Source organism: Bacillus solitudinis (genome assembly GCF_002797395.1).
In the GTDB taxonomy this organism is placed as follows: Bacteria; Bacillota; Bacilli; order Bacillales; family Bacillaceae_D; genus Halalkalibacter_A; species Halalkalibacter_A solitudinis.
On the sequence record NZ_KZ454943.1, the window covers coordinates 2873707 to 2893034 of the forward strand.

Annotated in this window: 20 protein-coding genes and 1 other annotated feature; of the genes, 18 read left to right on the forward strand and 2 right to left on the reverse strand. The window is 39.8% G+C overall.

All coding sequences use genetic code 11. The features are described from left to right. Nucleotides 1-8: 8 nt before the first annotated feature. Nucleotides 9-1280 carry a replication-associated recombination protein A gene (locus CEF19_RS13925; protein ID WP_100406602.1) on the reverse strand — a complete coding sequence of 424 codons (1272 nt, stop codon included), beginning with the start codon at nucleotides 1278-1280 and terminating at the stop codon, nucleotides 9-11. A 148-nt stretch (nucleotides 1281-1428) separates the two neighbouring features. Between CEF19_RS13925 and CEF19_RS13930 the strand changes: the two genes are divergently transcribed. The 9 genes from CEF19_RS13930 (at nucleotide 1429) to CEF19_RS13970 (ending at nucleotide 8887) form a co-directional block, all read left to right on the forward strand. Beyond that, complete coding sequence (locus CEF19_RS13930) at nucleotides 1429-2112, forward strand: YczE/YyaS/YitT family protein (RefSeq protein ID WP_100406603.1); 684 nt, start codon at nucleotides 1429-1431, stop codon at nucleotides 2110-2112. Continuing rightward, a complete protein-coding gene (gene cymR / locus CEF19_RS13935; RefSeq protein ID WP_100406604.1) occupies nucleotides 2045-2464 on the forward strand; it encodes a cysteine metabolism transcriptional regulator CymR in 420 nt (139 codons plus the stop codon). The genes CEF19_RS13930 and cymR overlap by 68 nt, the downstream gene beginning before the upstream one ends. A 146-nt stretch (nucleotides 2465-2610) precedes the next feature. Next, the gene (locus CEF19_RS13940) at nucleotides 2611-3771 is read left to right on the forward strand and encodes a cysteine desulfurase family protein (RefSeq protein WP_100406605.1); all 1161 of its coding nucleotides are present in this window, start codon (nucleotides 2611-2613) and stop codon (nucleotides 3769-3771) included. A 24-nt stretch (nucleotides 3772-3795) separates the two neighbouring features. Beyond that, complete coding sequence (mnmA, locus tag CEF19_RS13945) at nucleotides 3796-4902, forward strand: tRNA 2-thiouridine(34) synthase MnmA (RefSeq protein ID WP_100406606.1); 1107 nt, start codon at nucleotides 3796-3798, stop codon at nucleotides 4900-4902. Nucleotides 4903-4999: 97 nt separating this feature from the next. Further along, entirely contained in the window at nucleotides 5000-5656 is a 657-nt protein-coding gene (locus tag CEF19_RS13950) for a tetratricopeptide repeat protein (protein WP_100406607.1), read from the forward strand. Nucleotides 5657-5668: 12 nt separating this feature from the next. After that, nucleotides 5669-8011 carry an SF1B family DNA helicase RecD2 gene (gene recD2, locus CEF19_RS13955; protein WP_100406608.1) on the forward strand — a complete coding sequence of 781 codons (2343 nt, stop codon included), beginning with the start codon at nucleotides 5669-5671 and terminating at the stop codon, nucleotides 8009-8011. A gap of 50 nt (nucleotides 8012-8061) precedes the next feature. Continuing rightward, complete coding sequence (locus CEF19_RS13960; RefSeq protein WP_100406609.1) at nucleotides 8062-8532, forward strand: PRC-barrel domain-containing protein; 471 nt, start codon at nucleotides 8062-8064, stop codon at nucleotides 8530-8532. 15 nt (nucleotides 8533-8547) lie between these two features. Continuing rightward, nucleotides 8548-8736 carry a hypothetical protein gene (locus tag CEF19_RS13965; RefSeq protein WP_100406610.1) on the forward strand — a complete coding sequence of 63 codons (189 nt, stop codon included), beginning with the start codon at nucleotides 8548-8550 and terminating at the stop codon, nucleotides 8734-8736. Between the two features lie 25 nt (nucleotides 8737-8761). Further along, nucleotides 8762-8887 (forward strand): DUF3918 family protein, encoded by a 126-nt coding sequence (locus CEF19_RS13970; RefSeq protein WP_100406611.1) that lies wholly within the window; start codon nucleotides 8762-8764, stop codon nucleotides 8885-8887. A 135-nt stretch (nucleotides 8888-9022) separates the two neighbouring features. On the opposite strand, the gene CEF19_RS13975 is transcribed toward CEF19_RS13970, so the two are convergent. Continuing rightward, nucleotides 9023-9826: a DUF2935 domain-containing protein gene (locus CEF19_RS13975; protein WP_100406612.1), complete on the reverse strand. Its 804-nt coding sequence runs from the start codon at nucleotides 9824-9826 to the stop codon at nucleotides 9023-9025. A 128-nt stretch (nucleotides 9827-9954) separates the two neighbouring features. Here CEF19_RS13975 and CEF19_RS13980 point away from each other — a divergent pair, with 128 nt between their 5' ends. The 9 genes from CEF19_RS13980 to CEF19_RS14020 all read left to right on the forward strand — a co-directional run bounded on the left by CEF19_RS13980 (nucleotide 9955) and on the right by CEF19_RS14020 (nucleotide 19240). Continuing rightward, entirely contained in the window at nucleotides 9955-11019 is a 1065-nt protein-coding gene (locus tag CEF19_RS13980) for an AI-2E family transporter (protein WP_100406613.1), read from the forward strand. A gap of 47 nt (nucleotides 11020-11066) precedes the next feature. Next, nucleotides 11067-11272: a binding site (T-box leader), on the forward strand. A 50-nt stretch (nucleotides 11273-11322) separates the two neighbouring features. Then, nucleotides 11323-13962, forward strand: a complete 2640-nt coding sequence (alaS, locus tag CEF19_RS13985; protein WP_100406614.1) for an alanine--tRNA ligase — start codon at nucleotides 11323-11325, stop codon at nucleotides 13960-13962. 70 nt (nucleotides 13963-14032) lie between these two features. After that, nucleotides 14033-14302, forward strand: coding sequence for an IreB family regulatory phosphoprotein (locus CEF19_RS13990; protein WP_100406615.1), 270 nt, complete (start codon nucleotides 14033-14035; stop codon nucleotides 14300-14302). Next, nucleotides 14303-14722 (forward strand): Holliday junction resolvase RuvX, encoded by a 420-nt coding sequence (gene ruvX, locus CEF19_RS13995; protein WP_100406616.1) that lies wholly within the window; start codon nucleotides 14303-14305, stop codon nucleotides 14720-14722. Nucleotides 14723-14744: 22 nt separating this feature from the next. Beyond that, complete coding sequence (locus CEF19_RS14000) at nucleotides 14745-15056, forward strand: DUF1292 domain-containing protein (protein ID WP_100406617.1); 312 nt, start codon at nucleotides 14745-14747, stop codon at nucleotides 15054-15056. A gap of 104 nt (nucleotides 15057-15160) precedes the next feature. Then, a complete protein-coding gene (gene mltG / locus CEF19_RS14005; protein ID WP_100406618.1) occupies nucleotides 15161-16312 on the forward strand; it encodes an endolytic transglycosylase MltG in 1152 nt (383 codons plus the stop codon). Between the two features lie 68 nt (nucleotides 16313-16380). Next, the gene (locus CEF19_RS14010; RefSeq protein ID WP_100406619.1) at nucleotides 16381-17022 is read left to right on the forward strand and encodes an O-methyltransferase; all 642 of its coding nucleotides are present in this window, start codon (nucleotides 16381-16383) and stop codon (nucleotides 17020-17022) included. A gap of 10 nt (nucleotides 17023-17032) precedes the next feature. Then, complete coding sequence (locus CEF19_RS14015) at nucleotides 17033-17962, forward strand: peptidase U32 family protein (RefSeq protein ID WP_100406620.1); 930 nt, start codon at nucleotides 17033-17035, stop codon at nucleotides 17960-17962. A gap of 12 nt (nucleotides 17963-17974) precedes the next feature. Further along, nucleotides 17975-19240 (forward strand): peptidase U32 family protein, encoded by a 1266-nt coding sequence (locus CEF19_RS14020; protein WP_406565360.1) that lies wholly within the window; start codon nucleotides 17975-17977, stop codon nucleotides 19238-19240. Nucleotides 19241-19328: the final 88 nt, after the last annotated feature.

Below are 19328 nucleotides of genomic sequence, written 5' to 3' on the forward strand. Positions count from 1 at the left end.
AGAATTAGTTAATGTATTTCTTTTTGAAGTTTTTCATAGACTTCTGCTAATGCCTGTTCAAATTTCCCAGTGCGCTTAGGTTCGAAATAGTGTTTATCTTTTAAACTGTTCGGTAAATATTGCTGCTTTATCCAACCGTGCTCATAATCATGCGGATATTTATATGAAAGACCACGGCCAAGTTGTTTTGCTCCTTGATAATGAGCATCTTTTAAATGCTGTGGTACTTCCCCAATTTTTCCACTTCGAATATCAGTTAAAGCTGCATCAATTGCTTTATAGGCAGAGTTTGATTTAGGCGACAAGCAGAGTTCTACAACGACATTCGAAAGCGGAATGCGTGCTTCTGGAAATCCAAGGCGCTCGGAGGCTTCAATAGCTGCTAGGGTTCTAGCACCTGCCTGAGGGCTTGCTAGTCCTATATCTTCATAGGCTATTACAAGAAGTCTGCGGTTAATACTAACTAAATCTCCGGCTTCAATTAACCTGGCAAGATAGTGAAGAGCCGCATCGACGTCACTGCCTCGAATTGATTTTTGAAATGCGGAGAGAACATCGTAGTGAGCATCCCCGTCTTTATCATGCTGAAAGCTCTTCTTTTGTATACAGGACTCTGCGGATGCTAGTGTAATTGTTTTAACTCCATTAGTAGGAAAGGTTGAGAGAACGGCTAGTTCTAACCCATTTAATGCTGCTCTAACATCACCACCGCAGGCAAATGCAAGATGTTGAATAGCTTCATCGGAAATAGAAATGTTTTCGTTTCCGTACCCATGTTTCGTATCTAATAAAGCACGACGTAAGGCTTTTTCAATGTCGGTTTCATTCAATCGTTCTAATTCGAAAATTTGACTGCGACTTCGGATTGCCGGATTAATAGAATGAAAAGGGTTTGCTGTTGTTGCTCCTATTAAGATTAAAAGTCCTTTTTCTAAATATGGCAGAAGAAAATCTTGTTTGCCTTTATCCAATCGATGGACTTCATCGAGAATTAAAATTAATTGTCCATACATTTTAGCTTCCTCAACCGCTATTTCCATATCCTTTTTATTATTGACGACTGCATTTAGCATTTTAAATGGCGTATCCGTGCTTCCCGCAATTGCTCTGGCAATTGAAGTTTTCCCGATTCCAGGTGGGCCGTATAAAATCATCGAAGAAAGCTGCCGAACATCAATCATCCGGCGCAGAAGCTTTCCTTCACCAAGTAAATGCTCTTGACCGATAACGTCTTCAATTTGTGTAGGTCGCATTCGATATGCTAATGGTTGCTTTCGCATACGCTCAACTCCATCTCGTAGTGTGTGTATGCTTAGTGTAATAGATTGAGGATTAAAAGCCAATGGTTCCCATTTTTTGTTTAATTCATACCATTCGGGTAGAAATTCATGCTATAATAGCAAGGAATTATGAAAGGAATTTAAACATATGAAACGGCTTAACATATACAGGTGGATGATTTTCACCATGGGACTGATGGTCATGGCGCTTGGTTTCGCGTTTATGATTCGTGCAGAACTCGGAAGTGCTCCTTGGGATGTGCTGCATATTGGCTTAACCTTACACTTTGGATTGACTGTAGGAACGTGGTCGATATTAATTGGATTTCTAGTCCTTATGCTCACATTCTTTTTAACGAGGGAATGGCCAAAGCTCGGGGCTTTTTTAAATATGATTTTTTTAGGAGTATTTATTGATATTTTTTTGTGGATGATGCCAACCCCTGATAGTTTAATGGGAAGATGGACATTTCTCATTATCGGTATACTTGTCATTGGGTACGGGATCGGTTTATATATTGCACCAAAATGTGGGGCAGGACCAAGAGATATATTAATGCTTGCTCTAACAAAACGTACAGGCTGGAAGGTGCAGTGGGTACGAAGTATGATGGAGGTTCTTGTCCTTTTGATTGGATGGTATTTAGGAGGACCAATTTTTATCGGAACACTTATGTTCTGTTTTGGTATTGGTACGGTGGTTGGCTTTTCCATTCCGCATTGTCAGCGATTGGTCGATTTTATTTTGGAAAGAAGGGAAATATATGAAAATCTCAACAAAGGGTCGATACGGGTTAACGATTATGATGGCATTAGCAAAAAGAGCAGGTGAAGGACCAGTTTCTTTAAAATCTATTGCTAAAGAATACAAATTATCTGAGCATTATTTAGAGCAGCTCATTGCACCACTTCGAAATGCAATGCTGGTCAAAAGTGTTCGCGGAGCATATGGTGGCTATATGCTTGCGAAAGAAGCAAGTGAAATTACAACTGGTGATATTATTCGTGTATTAGAAGGACCGATAAGTCCCGTTGAGGTAATGGAAGATGAAGAACCAGCCAAACGTGCATTATGGATAAAGATTCGGGACGCAGTTAAAGATGTACTCGATAATACAACCTTAGAGGATATGGCTAACTTTGAAGATGAAGGTGATCAAGAGTTCTTTATGTTCTATATCTAAGAAGTGGTAATTCATTGTGATTGTTTACGGAACCATTGCTGAAATAAAAGATTTAGGGAACCCTATCTTTGACTCTTTCAATGGTTCCGTTTAAAATAGTCTTCATGCTATACGAAGTAAATGAATTGATGGAAAAGGTGAGAAGCATGGAAATAATTTATGTAGATCATGCGGCTACGTCCCCAACTCATCCTGATGTTATTGCTGAAATGATGCCATATTTCGGTGAAGTTTACGGGAATCCCTCGAGCATCCACCAAGTCGGAAGACAGGCAAGGCAAGCACTGGATCAGGCCAGAGATGTAATTGCAAAGCACCTGCATACAAAACCTCAATCGCTTATTTTTACAAGTGGTGGGACTGAAGCAGACAACCTAGCGATTTTGGGTTATGCATTAGCACATAAAGATAAGGGCAACCATATTATTACCACAGCTATTGAACATCATGCTGTGTTGCATACATGTCAACACCTTGAGGAACAAGGATTTGAGGTTACGTACCTACCAGTAGATGAGACAGGTAGCGTATCAATTAATGACATAGAACAAGCCCTTCGTGATGAAACCATACTCGTTACAATTATGTATGGTAACAATGAGGTAGGTACAATTCAGCCAATTCAAGAAATTGCTGAGCTTTTGAAAAACCATCCTGCTGTTTTTCACACTGACGCTGTTCAGGCGTATGGACTGGTTCCATTAAAAATGGATGAGTTAGCGGTCGATCTTCTATCAATTTCAGCCCATAAAATTAATGGGCCTAAAGGAATAGGACTTCTCTATGTGCGTGATGGAATCACATTAAAACCTACCCTATTTGGTGGTGAGCAAGAGCGCAAAAGAAGAGCAGGGACTGAGAATGTTGCGGCTGCAGTCGGTTTTGCTAAAGCTATAGACCTTACAGCAGGAAATCTAGGGGCGAAGGAAGAGGCGTACGTAACGTACTCGTGCCTTTTTTTTGATGCATTTTCAAGGGAAAACCTTACTTTTTTTGTGAATGGTCATCAACATAAACGGCTTCCCCACATTTTAAATGTTAGTTTTCCTGGAGTGAATATTGAATCATTGCTTATGAATTTAGATTTAGCAGGTATTGCTGCGTCTAGTGGGTCTGCATGTACAGCGGGAGCGATTGAACCGTCCCATGTCCTTGTGGCGATGTTTGGAGATGAAAATGAACGGGTTGAGTCAGCAATTCGATTTAGTTTTGGGATAAATAATACAATCGAACAAATTGAACGTGCCGCCAAAGAAACGGCAAAGATAGTAAAGAGACTCCAGCAGAATACAGCGTTTATTGAATAGCTAGAGTGAAGGATGGTGAAAAGCATGAATAAACGTCCTGAAGAAACACGTGTCGTCGTTGGAATGTCAGGTGGTGTTGATTCGTCAGTTACAGCTTTGCTTTTAAAAGAGCAAGGCTATGATGTGATCGGGATATTTATGAAAAACTGGGATGATACCGATGAATCAGGGTTTTGCACTGCGACAGAAGATTACGAGGATGTTATTCGGGTGTGCAATCAAATTGGGATTCCCTACTACGCAGTTAATTTTGAAAAGCAGTATTGGGACAAAGTGTTTACGTATTTTTTAGAAGAGTATAAAGCAGGAAGAACACCAAACCCTGATGTGATGTGTAATAAGGAAATTAAATTTAAAGCATTTTTAAACCATGCACTAACGCTCGGTGCAGATTATGTAGCAACAGGACATTATGCGCGAGTGGAAGAGATAGAAGGTGAAATTAAACTTTTGCGTGGTGTCGATGATAATAAGGACCAAACGTATTTCTTAAATGCTCTAACTCAGCAGCAGTTGTCAAAAACAATGTTTCCAATTGGACACCTGCCCAAAAAGGAAGTACGTGAAAGAGCTGTAGAAGCTAATTTGGCCACAGCCACGAAAAAGGATAGCACAGGAATTTGTTTTATTGGCGAAAGGAATTTCAAAGAATTTTTGAGCGAGTTTTTACCGGCTCAACCAGGGAACATGGAAACGGTAGAAGGCGAAGTGAAGGGTACGCACGATGGCTTAATGTATTATACTTTAGGGCAACGGCAAGGGTTAGGAATTGGTGGAGCAGGAGAGCCTTGGTTTGTAATAGGAAAAGATTTGGAGCGAAATGTTCTTATCGTTGGACAAGGGTACCATCATGAAGGTCTCTACTCTGAAGGGCTTGATGCCATTGGAATGAATTGGATTTCGCCAAAACCTATTGAAGAAGAATTTCGGTGTCTAGCAAAATTAAGATATCGTCAGTCTGACCAGGAAGTAACTGTTTATCCTAAAGAAGATGGAACGATGCGAGTTTTCTTTCATGAAAGACAAAGAGCTGTAACTCCTGGACAAGCCATTGTTCTTTACGAAGGCGATGTTTGTCTTGGTGGTGGCACAATTGATTATGTGATTAAGAAGTGGGGAAATGCCGAGTGAGGCATTTTCCTGTTTTTTTTCTGTAATCATACGATAACTTTGAAAGCGAAACGTGGTATGATTTTAGATAAGAATCTTTTAATAGGAGGCAGGAAACTTGAACGATAATGAGCAAGGCATTACCTACATGAATGAAGGGAAGTATGAAGAAGCTGCCAAGGCTTTTAATGCAGCGATTGAAAAGGATCCAAAAGATGAAACAGGTTACATTAATTTCGGCACTTTACTTGGAATAGTCGGTGAGTTTGAAAAGGCACTTACTTTTTTTGATAAAGCGATTGGATTAAATGAACATGCAGCTACGGCGTATTATGGTGCAGGTACGGTTTATTACAAGCAAGACCAATTTGAGGAAGCGACAAAAATGTTTAAGCAAGCGTTGGAGAAAAACCTAGTGGAAGCCGACGTTTATTTTATGCTTGGCATGAGCTATTACCAACTCGGTGCTCTACCACATGCTCAAGCAACGTTCCTGCGTGCGATAGAGTTAAATGAAGCGGATGTTGACGCAAGATTTCAATATGCGCTTTGCCTAGCTCAGCTCGAGCAAGTTGACGAGGCTGTCTTGCAGCTTGAGCGAGTCGTAGCTGAAGAGGAAAATCATGCAGATGCCTTTTTTAATTTAGGAGTTGGCTATGCTTATCAGGAAAAATTGGCTGAAGCCCTAGCGGCATTTAAGCAAGCCCTTCATATTCAGCCTGATCATGCTCTAGCCGCTAACGGAAAACAAACGATTGAACAAGCCTTGAACTAAGGGTGATATAAAATGAGCGTTGAACAAATAGAGCATGAGGGTAGTCCTACTATTGAGCGTGGTTATATAAAAGGTGAAGTTCTTCATATTGTTTTTAGAAACGAAGAAAATTATTATACAGTAGCTGTTATTCGAATTCGAAAAACAAATGAGGATTTCAAAGAAAAGAAAGTAACAATTGTCGGGGTATTACCTCAGTTAGAACCGGAGGAGACGTTTGTCTTCTTTGGGCAATTTATTGATCACCCACGCTTTGGAAAACAATATCAGATTGAGCAATTCCGGCGGGACTTACCACAAACAAAGCAAGGGATTATTCTATATTTAGCAAGTGATCGCTTTCCGGGTGTCGGAAAAAAGACGGCCGAAACCATTGTAGAAACTCTTGGAGAACGGGCAATTACCCGGATAGTCGAGGACCGTTCAGTCTTGAAGTTGGTGCCAAAGCTTTCTAAGGAAAAAGCAGATATGCTCTATCAGCAACTGATTGACCAGCAAGGAGTTGAACAAGTCTTAATGGTCTTGTCAAACTATGGGTTTGGCCTCGAGTTATCAATGAAGGTTTATCAAACGTATAAGGCACATGCGCTCGAGATTTTAAACTCAAACCCCTATCAGCTTATTGTTGACGTAGAGGGAATTGGTTTTCGGAGAGCCGACCAATTAGGGGGAGCTATCGGGCTTACTGGAAATCATCCAGAGAGAATAAAGGCAGGTTGCTTGTTTTTAATTAATGAATTATGTATGCAAGATGGACATGTTTATATAGAGAATTTGGAGTTGATTCCTCATGTACAGCAGTTATTATCTTCACCTGATGTAGTCATCGAAAGGGAAGAAGTCGTTGAACAAATTCATCATATGGATGAAGAAGGGACGATTGTCATCGAGGAAGAACGTGTGTATATTAAGTCCTTATACTTTGCTGAAAAGGGCTTGGTATCAAGCATTTGTCGACTGTTAAGTGATGAAGTGAAGGATGAATTTCCAGAAGCTGAGTTCTTAAAAACGATTGGTGAGCTTGAGGAAACTTTCTCTATTGAATATGCACCATCGCAAAAGGATGCCATTCAAACAGCTCTGTCATCACCCTTTATGATTTTAACTGGAGGTCCAGGAACGGGAAAGACTACCGTTATTAAAGGAATCGTTGAATCATATGCTCGGTTACACGGCCTCTCCCTTGATCAGAGAGCGTATACGAGAAGCAAGCCTTTTCCAATTTTGCTTGTTGCTCCTACAGGACGAGCGGCCAAGCGTATGAGTGAGGCAACAGGTCTTCCGGCAACGACCATTCACCGTCTCCTTGGGTGGAAAGGTGGAAGTGGTGGCTTTGAAAAAAGTGAATATGAGCCGTTGCAAGGTGAGTTGTTGATTGTAGATGAAGTATCGATGGTTGATATTTGGCTTGCTAACCAACTGTTAAAAGCGGTCCCGAAAGGAATGCAGGTTGTTTTTGTTGGCGATCAACATCAACTTCCTTCCGTCGGTCCAGGACAAGTCCTTCGAGATTTATTAGACTCAAAGGTCGTACCTGTTGTGCCACTTATCGATATTTACCGTCAAGCGGAAGGATCATCGATTATTGAACTCGCACATGAAATGAAAGAAGGAAAGCTTCCTGAAGATTTAACAAAGGCCCAGTCTGATCGTCGCTTCTTTTCATGCGGGGCGGAGCAGGTACAGGATGTTGTTTGGCAAATTTGTGAAAATGCAATGAAAAAAGGTTATACAGCGAGAGAGCTGCAAGTATTGGCACCAATGTATAAAGGGAATGCGGGTATTACGGAGTTAAATACGATGCTTCAGCGTTTATTTAACCCACCTTCTGAGCAACGACGTGAGCTTCTATTTGGAGATGCCATCTATCGAACTGGTGATATGGTGCTACAGTTAATGAATAACCCAGAAGAACATGTGTATAATGGTGATCGTGGAGAAATCGTTGCTATTTTTTATGCAAAGGAAAATGAAGAACGCCAAGATCAAGTCGTTATCTCGTTTGAAGGCACAGAAGTGGTCTATAATAAAAAAGACTTAAATCAAATTACTTTGGCCTATTGTTGCTCTATTCATAAATCCCAAGGGAGTGAATTTCCGATTGTTGTGATGCCGATTGTTAGAAATTACGCACGCATGCTAAGAAGAAATTTAATTTATACAGGAATTACCCGCGCCAAACAATTTCTTTTGCTATGTGGTGAAGTTCAGGCTATCCATACAGCTGTATCTAAAAATGAGGAAATCATCCGTCATTCAAAATTAACAGAAAAGCTGATGACATTGCCCCTTTTAAGTGAAAATCCAGACGAGAACCATGACCAAAATGAAAATGGAAATGGTCAACCAACATAAAGTAACAGGGACGATGCAAACTATAAATGTTCGGAGAGGTGGCGATCACTTTGCGGACATTTTCAACGATTGAAGGTCTTCCTATCATCAACCTATCGTCGGGAAATGAATGCGGCCATGTACTCGATCTGCTGTTTACTGGTCGATATGTAACTGGTTTCGTTATTGACCAAAAAGGGTGGTTTAATCATCACTTGTTTCTTCCACTATCTTCCGTGTCGAGTTTTGGTCATGATGGGCTCATGATAGATTCAAATGCAAAGCTACAACCGTATGAAAAAAGTACAAATGTTCATCCCTTAAAGCTCGGGAAGAAACGAGTACAAGGAAAGCCGTTGTTAACAACGGAGGGTGAAAAAATTGGATTGGTAGAAGATGTATATTTTTCTGAGGAATTGGGGACGATTATAGGGTATGAAGTGACAGATGGATTACTCGCCGATATCGTCGAAGGACGTAAAGTTATAAAGTCTAAAGGTGAACTGACGGTTGGAGAGGATAGAGCCATCCTGTCAATATAGAAGGAGGCCTTTATCATGCGTTGCCCAAATTGCCAAAACAAAGACATAGGAAAAATTGGTACGAATCAGTACTATTGTTGGAATTGCTTTGTCGAGATGAGTCTTTTACAAGGAAAACTCTCTTTGCACCAAGTGGAGGAAGATGGTTCGTTAAGTTCTCTAGATGATTTGTTTGAGGAACAGGACCTTCAAGTTGAGATGTAAACCAAACTAATAGGTGGTGACATCAATGAGGAAAACTATGACTTCACTAGTAGCAATTGGTATTGGAGCAGCTGCTTATTCAATGAGTAGTCAGCGTACCAAACGAAAAGTGAACCGATTTGTACAACAGCAAGCTCGAATGTTTAGATAAGTCATTAAAACCGACCAGTTTTTTTTGGTCGGTTTTTTTTTGAAGATAGAAAGCTTGTTAACAGAAGAGCGCTTGTAGAGGACTTAAAAACTTACAGCATCCTCTCTCCTTCCTTCTAATGCTGGTACCGTTCAATTATTCAGGTCTGGGACTTATTGGATTGCAGTCGGGCATATCAAGTTCAGAAGACTCAGCAAGCTTCATTAAATAATAACACTCCTCCCTAGCCATATGGTCGGCCATCAAGGTCGAGAGGGTCCCTAGTAACTTATTGGTCATCTCTAACTCTTCTAATTCGTCTAAGAATGCTTTAAATAAAACGATTTCGAGCTTAACATCTTCGTTAAAACGTGAAAGCGCTGGAAACTTTTCAACATTTGCCCGTAAATAACCAGCCATTTCAACTGCCTTGATATAAAACTGCTCAAAGGTTTTGATAAAGTATTCACTTTTTTTTGTGAATTTTTTTTCGACTAAGTCAAGCGAGTCATTAATTCCTCCGGCATGACCAGCCGCGTCAAGCAACCATACTAAATGATGATGCAAGGGGTGACAAGGAGGAGGAGATGTCTCTTCAATTAAATAAGGCAGAATTCTTAAGTACTCCTCCACCTCATTAACCATGTGATTGATAAACGTAGGAGGTAATTGAATAGAAATATTACCAACAAGATGTTCTTTAATTATTTCAAGCTTATAATCTCGAATGTGCTGCGCTTGCTTAAAAGCGAGTCGATTCAATTCAGCTAATTTGGTCCCGGTTGGATTTAAACGGGCAACGGCTAAAAGCTTGTCAAAAATACTAATAAATGCCTCGGCTTTCTTTATATATTCTTCTTCATTTGGTGCTAATGCTTCGTGAATCATCCGGGCATGGTCGCCGAGTACTTGCAACCAAAATTGATGTTCAAACCAGGCTGTTTCGGGATAACGACTCATTCATATAGCCTCCTTATTTTTCTCTTCAATAAGATATATGAGCTAAGTTGCGAAAGCTTGCAATAATTTGAAGAAAGGTATGCAATATTTTTTATTAAACCGAGCAACCTATTAAGGGAGGTGAGTAGATGGAAAAAGATTTACAGCATAAGTGGCTTATTCGGCTTATTCTCATCTTGCTAATCCTCCTAATTGGGTTTATGCTTTTGCAGCTTTCACCGCTGTTTTTACCTTTCTTTCAAGTTGTTAAAGCGCTGTTAATTCCAATTGGGATAGCCGCGTTATTTTCATATTTGCTTCATCCTCTTGTTGAAGAGTTACATCATCGAAATATGCCACGCCCTCTTGCAATATTGTTTATATTTATTGGGATTATGGCACTATTTACCTTTGGAGCAATGATTGGTGTACCTGTTTTAATTGCCCAAATTCAACGCGCAATGGTTGATTTTCCCGAACAGATAAAAGGCCTTGAACAAATGGCTGTTCAAGCAGAAGAACAAATAAAATCGCTTCCGTATCCTATTCAAGAGCATTTTCAAGGCTGGTCAAAACAGATAGAAATGCATAGTGTGAATGCGCTTGATCAATTGGAACGAATCATGGTCATTTTATTGCAATCCATGCTTGCTTTCATTGTTATTCCTTTTTTAATCTTCTTTTTCTTAAAGGACTTTGAATTAATTGAAAGGTCCGCATGGTATTTGACACCAAGGTCTTGGAGACGACCATTAAAGCTTTATATTAAAGATGTTGATGTGACTTTTGGTCGGTACATCCGGGGCCAATTGTTAGTGGCATTATCTGTTGGGGTTATTTCCATCACAGGATTATGGCTACTAAATGTGCCATATCCCATCATTCTTGGTTTATTTATCGCTGCTACTGATTTAATTCCATACTTTGGACCATTCATAGGGGCAGTTCCTGCAGTGATTGTTGCTTTTCTTGATTCGTGGCAATTAGGACTTTTAACGATGGCCCTTATATTTGTCATTCAACAAGTAGAAGGGAATGTTCTTTCGCCACTTATCGTTGGAAAGACGTTGCATCTGCATCCAATGCTTATTATCCTTGCTTTGCTAGCGGGGGTTGAAGTTGGAGGTGTTCTTGGTTTACTACTCGCAGTACCTATCCTCGCCATTTTGAAAGTGACCTTGCTACATCTTCGCTTTCATTTGATGAAACATTGACATTTAAACGTTGGATTTTTATAATAGAAAGGGCAGTTTCAGAATAGAAAAAAACGTAGACGGAATGAGTATGTGACAGACCACTTACAGAGAAGGACTCCCATTGGCTGGAAGGAGTACTAGTGAAGGGTTACAGAAAGCTACTCCAGAGTGCAGGTGAAAACCTGTCGTTTGCCGCGTTAAGGCTATGAAGCGATGGATGCAGAATCCATAATTAGGGTGGTACCGCGTGATGATAACTCTCGTCCCTTCTGGGATGGGGTTTTTTTGTGTTTACATAAATATGATAAAGGGGATTAAATGATGAAAAAGCTAACATCAGCAGAAGTACGTCAAATGTATTTGGACTTCTTTAAGGAAAAGGGGCATGATGTCGAACCGAGTGCATCTCTTGTTCCACATGAGGACCCAACACTTCTTTGGATTAATAGTGGGGTGGCCACGTTAAAAAAATACTTTGATGGCCGTGTGATTCCTGAAAACCCTCGTATTACCAATGCTCAAAAATCAATTCGAACAAATGATATAGAGAATGTTGGTAAAACGGCACGCCATCACACATTTTTTGAAATGCTCGGAAATTTTTCGATAGGTGATTATTTTAAAGAAGAAGCAATCGAATGGGCGTGGGAATTTTTAACGAGTGAAAAATGGATTGGATTTGAAGCGGACAAGTTGTCGGTAACGGTTCATCCTGAAGACATGGAAGCATATGATTATTGGCATAAAAAAATTGGCATCCCTGAGGAACGCATCATTCGCCTTGAAGGAAACTTCTGGGATATTGGAGAAGGACCTAGTGGACCAAATACGGAAATTTTTTATGACCGTGGCCCAGATTATGGGAATGATGTATCAGATCCCGAACTATATCCTGGTGGGGAGAACGATCGTTATTTGGAAGTGTGGAATCTTGTGTTTTCGCAATTTAACCATAATCCTGATAATACTTACACTCCTCTCCCGAAGAAAAATATTGATACAGGGATGGGGCTTGAGCGGATGGTTTCTGTCATCCAGGATGTTCCTACAAACTTTGAAACAGATTTATTTATGCCTATTATTAAAGCAACTGAACTACTTTCAACAATTAACTATGGAGATAACAATGAAAATGACGTTTCATTTAAAGTCATTGCTGATCATGTCCGTACGGTAACGTTTGCGGTTGCAGATGGGGCATTACCTTCAAACGAAGGACGCGGGTATGTTTTGCGCCGTTTGCTTCGTCGTGCCGTGCGCTATGCAAAATTAATTAATATTGATCGTCCATTTATGTATGAGCTTGTACCAGTCGTAGGTGAAATCATGGTTGATTTCTATCCCGAAGTGAAAGAGAAAACAGAATTCGTTCAGAAAGTTATAAAGAATGAAGAAGAACGTTTCCATGAAACGCTCCATGAAGGGTTAAGCATTCTTGCTAAGATTCTAAATGAAGCCCAGGAAAGTAACAAAAAGATTATTGATGGGACCGATGTATTCCGTTTGTATGATACTTATGGCTTTCCTGTCGACTTAACAGAAGAGTATGTTGAAGAAAAAGGTTTAACGATCGACCGTGAAGGTTTTGAAATTGAAATGGAGGGCCAACGGACGCGTGCTCGTTCAGCTCGCCAAGAATCTGGGTCGATGCAAGTACAGGATGAACTCCTTGGAACGATAACAGTAAAAAGTACGTTTGTAGGTTACGAAAAGCTAGTAACTGAAGGAACGGTTGAATTTATCATTCATGATAAACAGCAAATAGATGAAGTTGAAGCAGGTGCAGAAATTCAGCTTATTTTAAGTGAAACGCCTTTCTATGCAGAGAGTGGTGGCCAAGTTGCCGATACTGGTGTCATTCGTGGTGAAGGGCTCCTCGTTGAAGTTACAGGTGTTAAGAAGGCGCCAAATGGTCAACACCTTCACTCGGCTGTTATAAGAGAAGGCTTATTAAAACAAGGCATGACCATTACGGCTATCGTTGAAGAAACTGAACGTGTTGGTATCGTGAAAAACCATACCGCAACACATCTTCTTCATCAAGCATTAAAAGATGTGCTTGGCGAACACGTCAACCAAGCAGGATCACTCGTCTCGGAAGAGCGTCTGCGCTTTGACTTTTCTCACTTTGGTCAAGTAACGGTGGAGGAGCTAGCAAGGGTCGAAGCAATTGTAAATGAAAAGGTTTGGAACACGTTGCCTGTCGATATCGCTGTTAAAAAATTAGATGAAGCAAAAGCAATGGGAGCGATGGCTCTTTTCGGGGAGAAATATGGAGAAACAGTTCGTGTTGTCAAAGTGGGAGATTATAGCCTAGAGCTTTGTGGTGGTTGTCATGTTCATAACACAGCTGAGATTGGGCTTTTTAAAGTCGTTTCAGAATCTGGAATTGGAGCAGGAGTGAGACGGATTGAAGCAGTAACTGGTAGAGGGGCCTATGAATTTATGAGCAGTCAAATTGATTTGCTTAAAGATACAGCTTCTCTTGTTAAAGCGAAAAATGTGAAGGATGTTCCAACTCGGATTGAGGGACTGCAACAGCAAATTCGAGAACTTCAACGTGAAAATGAATCATTAACAGCAAAAGTGGGCAACATGGAAGCTGGAAATCTTGTTGATGAAGCAATAGAAATTGGTGGTGTTCGTGTCCTATCAAAGCAAGTAAATGCAGGTGATATGGATAGCCTTAGATCAATTGTTGATAAGCTAAAACAAGATTTAGATTCAGGAGTGATTGTTCTTGGATCGGTTTCAGGAGACAAGGTAAACCTTGTTGCGGGTGTGACAAAGGATTTAATTAGTCAAGGGTATCATGCAGGGAAACTTGTAAAAGAAGTAGCAACACGTTGTGGAGGCGGCGGTGGTGGTCGCCCAGACATGGCACAAGCTGGAGGGAAAAACCCAGACCAACTGGAAGAAGCTCTTGCTTATGTGAAGGAATACGTAAATACGATTTCCTAATTTTAGACTTATGGTGTACAATGGAAGTAGAAAAAACGTTGTAAAAAGATGTAAGAAAGAGGTGTTCGTGATGAGCTCTATGGACAAAACGATGCAATTTAATTTTCACGATGACTCGGTCGATGTTGATGTCCATGAGGTATTACTTTCCGTGTATGAGGCTCTTGAAGAAAAAGGCTATAATCCAATTAACCAAATAGTTGGCTATTTGCTATCAGGGGATCCAGCATATATTCCACGTCATAAGGATGCTCGTTCGCTTATTCGGAAGCTTGAGAGAGATGAACTCATTGAACAGTTAGTTAAATCTTATTTATCACAGCACCGTACAGGAGAATAAATGAGGATACTTGGATTAGATGTAGGAACGAAAACGATTGGTGTGGCTTTAAGTGATGAGCTTGGATGGACAGCGCAAGGTTTGGAAACAGTAAGAAGGCAGGAAGATGAGCCTGAAAGTGATTTTGAGTCAGTGGCAAGGATTGTTCGTGAGTATGAGGTTGAAACGATTATTGTCGGTTTACCCAAAAATATGAATGGAACAATTGGCCCAAGCGGTGAAAGTTGTCAAGCATTTGCGGACAAGCTAAAAGAATACGTTTCATCCGAAATAAAAATGTGGGATGAAAGATTAACGACAGTCGCTGCTGAGCGTATGCTAATTTCGGCTGATGTTAGTCGTAAAAAAAGAAAGAAAGTTATAGACAAAATGGCAGCTGTCTTAATTTTGCAAGGATATCTTGACCACAAAGGAAACTAATTTTAAAAAAGAGGTGCGATACATGGCACAAGAAGAAAAAGAGCGCATTGTTATTCCTGATGAAAATGGCGACGAACATTTATTTGACGAATTATTCAAGTTCACTGTTGATGAAACAGGGAATTCATACATTTTGGTCACGCCAGTAGGTGACCTAGAAGGCGAAGACGAAGACGAGGATGTTGAAGTTTTTGCATTTCGTTATGAAGACCGTAAAGATGAAGAAAATGACATAGCCTTGTTCCCTGTTGAAACAGATGAAGAATGGGAAATTGTTGAAGAGATGTTAAATACATTTTCCGAAGAAGACGAGGAAGAAGAAGTAGAAGAATAACGTGAACAAGGGCCAGCTTCTGTATGAAGGCTGGCTTTTTTCTGTTTTTCCTGCTGACAACCTCCAAAAATGTAGTATAATGGTACGGTGTAAGGAGGAGAAAAATGTCTGATTCTAAGGAAAAACCAAGAAATCCATTATTAGAAGAAAGAGTTTCACAGGCGAAGGTTGTTCGTAAAATCGTCTTTTTTTGTGTGCTTTTTATCGTCATTTTAGGCGGGATATTAGCAATAACTGGCTATAATTATATTAAAAATGCTTTAGGTCCTATGGACGTCGAAAGTGAAGAGTTGGTCGAGGTTACAATCCCGATAGGCTCATCTTCAAGTTCAATCGGAAAAATTTTGGAAGAGGCTGATTTGATTCGGAATGGGACGCTGTTTCGATATTATGTTCGTTATAAGAATGAATCAGGTTTTCAAGCAGGAGATTATGCTTTATCACCATCAATGACAATGGATGAAATGATTATAGAATTAAAAGAAGGTCGAATTCTGCAAGAGGCTGAGCTCATATTTACGATTTCTGAAGGAAGATGGTTAGAAGATGTTGTAACGGTCATTGAAAAAGAGACAAGCCATTCAGAAGAAGATATAATGGCAATTTTAACGGATCAGGAATACATTGAAAGTTTAATTGAAATGTATCCTATGTTGTCAGAGGAAATTTTAAATGAGGGTATTCGATATGCACTCGAAGGTTATTTATTTCCAGCTAGGTATGATTTTATAGATGCAAATCCTGCAATTGAGGTCATCATTGAATCAATGCTTACTCGTACACAGTCAATTGTTGATGAACTAGCTTCAGAAATTGAAGAGAGTGGGTATACAGTTCATGAAATCATGACACTAGCATCCATTATTGAAAGAGAAGCTCAGACTTCAGAGGATCGTTATTTGATTAGTGGTGTTCTATACAACCGTCTTGATCGAGGGATGATGTTGCAAGTTGACCCAACTGTGGCTTATGCACTCGGAGAGCATCGCTATATGACGACGTATGAAGACTTAGAAATTGATTCACCATATAATACGTATCGGATTGTTGGTATCCCCATTGGACCGATAGCCAATCCTGGTAAAGATGCCATTCAAGCAGCTGTGCGACCTCAAAGAGAGGATTATCTGTTTTTCTATGCTCGTTATAACGGTGAAGTAATTTATAATGAGACGTTTGAAGAGCATAACCGTACACTGCGAATGTATCGAGAAGAATGGGTTGAAGGCCAGAAGCAAGAAGAAGCGCAAGAGTGATAATGATAGTAGGGGATGTGTCGTGTGCACATTCCCTCTTCTTTATCACAGAAGGGGGCATTTGTCGAATGTTAGATGTTCAAGTAGAAGACTATTTAAAACGATTAGTTCCTACAAGGGGAAAGCAGATAGAAGAGATTGAGGCGTATGCTAAAGAAAACGAAGTACCAATTATGGATTTAGTCGGAATGGAAAGTTTACTTCAACAATTAAAATTAATTCAGCCTAAAAGGATTCTTGAAATTGGTACAGCCATAGGTTATTCAGCAATTAGAATGGCAGAGGCCTTACCAAAAACAGAGATTGTAACCATTGAGCGGGACGAGGAACGCTTTAACGTCGCCAATACAAACATAAATAGTTTAGGGTTTTCTAAAAGAATTACGATTTTATTTGGAGATGCACTTGATTTAGCTGAAAAACTTGAAGAGCCCCCCCTATTTGATGTATTATTTATTGATGCTGCTAAAGGTCAATACCAGCGTTTTTTTGATTTATATAGCAAGAAAATAGGCCCAGGTGGAGTAATCTTTTCGGATAATGTATTATTTAGAGGGCTAGTAGCCCAAGACAATATTGAAAACAAACGTTTAAGAAGCTTGGCAAAAAAGCTTCAAACATATAATCAATGGCTAATGACACATCCTAATTATGAAACGAGAATTCTTCCAGTTGGGGATGGTTTAGCTATTAGTATTAAGAAGGGATAAGGGTGATCCTATGAAGAAACCTGAATTACTTGTAACACCAAGAGATGTGGAGGCAATTGCTACGTTAGCTAAAGCTGGTGCAGATGCCTTTGTCATTGGTGAACAACGATATGGTTTGCGCTTAGCAGGTGACTTTACACGAGAAGAGATCAAAGAGGCAACATCATTTGCTCATGCTAATGATAAAAAGGTGTATGTCGCAATGAACGCACTTTTTCATAACGAAAAAATTGAGGAACTTGCTGACTATGTTCGTTTCTTAGAGGAAGTTAAAGTAGACGCCATTATGTTCGGCGATCCAGCTGTGCTCATGACTGTACGTGAAATGGCTCCTTCGATGAAGCTTCATTGGAGTACTGAGACAACGGGAACAAACTGGTTTACGGCTAATTACTGGGGGCGTAAAGGAGCAAAACGCACAGTTCTTGCTAGAGAAATTAATATGGACGCGATTGTTGAGATAAAAGAAAATGCCGAAGTTGAAGTTGAGGTTCAAATTCATGGTATGACAAATATGTTTCAATCAAAACGAACATTAATTGGCAACTATATGCAATTCCAAGGTAAGAATCTTGAGGTGGAACGGACAGGACAAGATAGAAACCTTTTCTTATTAGATGCAGAGCGTGATGCTAAATACCCGATTTTCGAAGACGAAAATGGAACTCACATTATGAGTCCGAATGACATGTGTATAATTGATGAACTCGAAGATATGATCGATGCTGAAGTCAATTCATTTAAAATTGAGGGGATACTAAAGTCAACTGAATACATGGAGAAGGTAGTAGCATTATACCGTGAAGCGATCGATTTATGTGTGGAAAATCGAGAGTCTTATGAAATCAATAAAGAAAAATATATTGAACAAATTGAAGATATTCAACCAGAGAACCGTAAGCTTGATACCGGCTTCTTCTTTAAAGAAACGGTGTATTAGGAAGGAGGAACAATGATGGAAACAACAGTAGCACGTCAAGCTCATAGTAAGCGAGTTATTACAAAAAAACCTGAATTATTATCTCCTGCTGGAAGTCTAGAAAAGCTAAAGATAGCAGTACATTACGGAGCAGATGCAGTGTTTATTGGGGGTCGTGAATTCGGACTTCGCTCGGGTGCTGATAATTTTTCAATTGAAGAAATGCGTGAAGGTGTGGAATTTGCTTCTAAATACGGCGCGAAAATCTATGTGACAACTAATATTTTTGCTCATAATGAAAATATGGACGGACTAGCGGAATATCTTCAAGCAATTGAAGGAGTAGGAGTAACTGGTATTATTGTCGCTGATCCGTTAATTATTGAAACCTGTAAAACCGCGGCGCCAAAGCTAGAGATTCATTTAAGCACACAGCAATCTCTAAGTAACTGGTTAGCTGTTAAGTTTTGGAAAGAGGAAGGACTTCACCGAGTCGTTCTTGCCCGTGAGGTTGGTCTTGAAGAGATGCTTACAATGAAGAAGAATGTTGATATTGAGATTGAAGCGTTTGTTCATGGAGCTATGTGTATCTCATACTCCGGTCGATGTGTGTTAAGTAATCATATGACAGCCCGAGACTCCAACCGTGGGGGCTGTTGTCAGTCCTGTCGTTGGGAATATGATTTATTTGAGTTAAATGAACAAGGTGAGAGAGCATTATTTAATCAGGAAGATGCCTCGTATACGATGAGCCCGAAAGATTTAAATTTAATTCAAGCCATTCCGAAAATGATTGAAGCAGGTATTGATAGCTTGAAGGTAGAAGGTCGCATGAAATCGATTCACTATGTAGCAACGGTTACTAGTGTGTATCGAAAAGTGATTGATGCGTATTGTGCGGATCCAGATAATTTTCAAATTGATAAAGCATGGTTGGACGAACTTGAAAAGTGTGCAAATCGTGATTTTGCCCCTCAGTTTTTTGAAAAAGTACCGACATTTGAAGAACAAATGTATGGTAATCACCCTAAACGGACAAAATATGACTTTGTAGGCCTCGTACTTGATTATGATGAGGAGTCACAAATTGTGACCCTGCAACAAAGAAATCATTTCAAGCCCGGCGATGAAGTTGAATTCTTTGGACCGGAAAAAGATAATTTCATTCAAAAAGTAGGTACCATTTGGGATGAAGATGGAAATGAATTAGATGCAGCTCGTCACCCGTTACAAATTGTCAAATTCAAAGTGGAAGAAAAGGTTTTTCCGCAGAATATGATGAGAAAAGAAGTAAGATGATGGTTCATTATAGAAAATTGATTTTTTCTAGTAATAAAATCGACTCAATGATTGAATAGAACGTGAATTTGTAATAGCATAAGGAAAG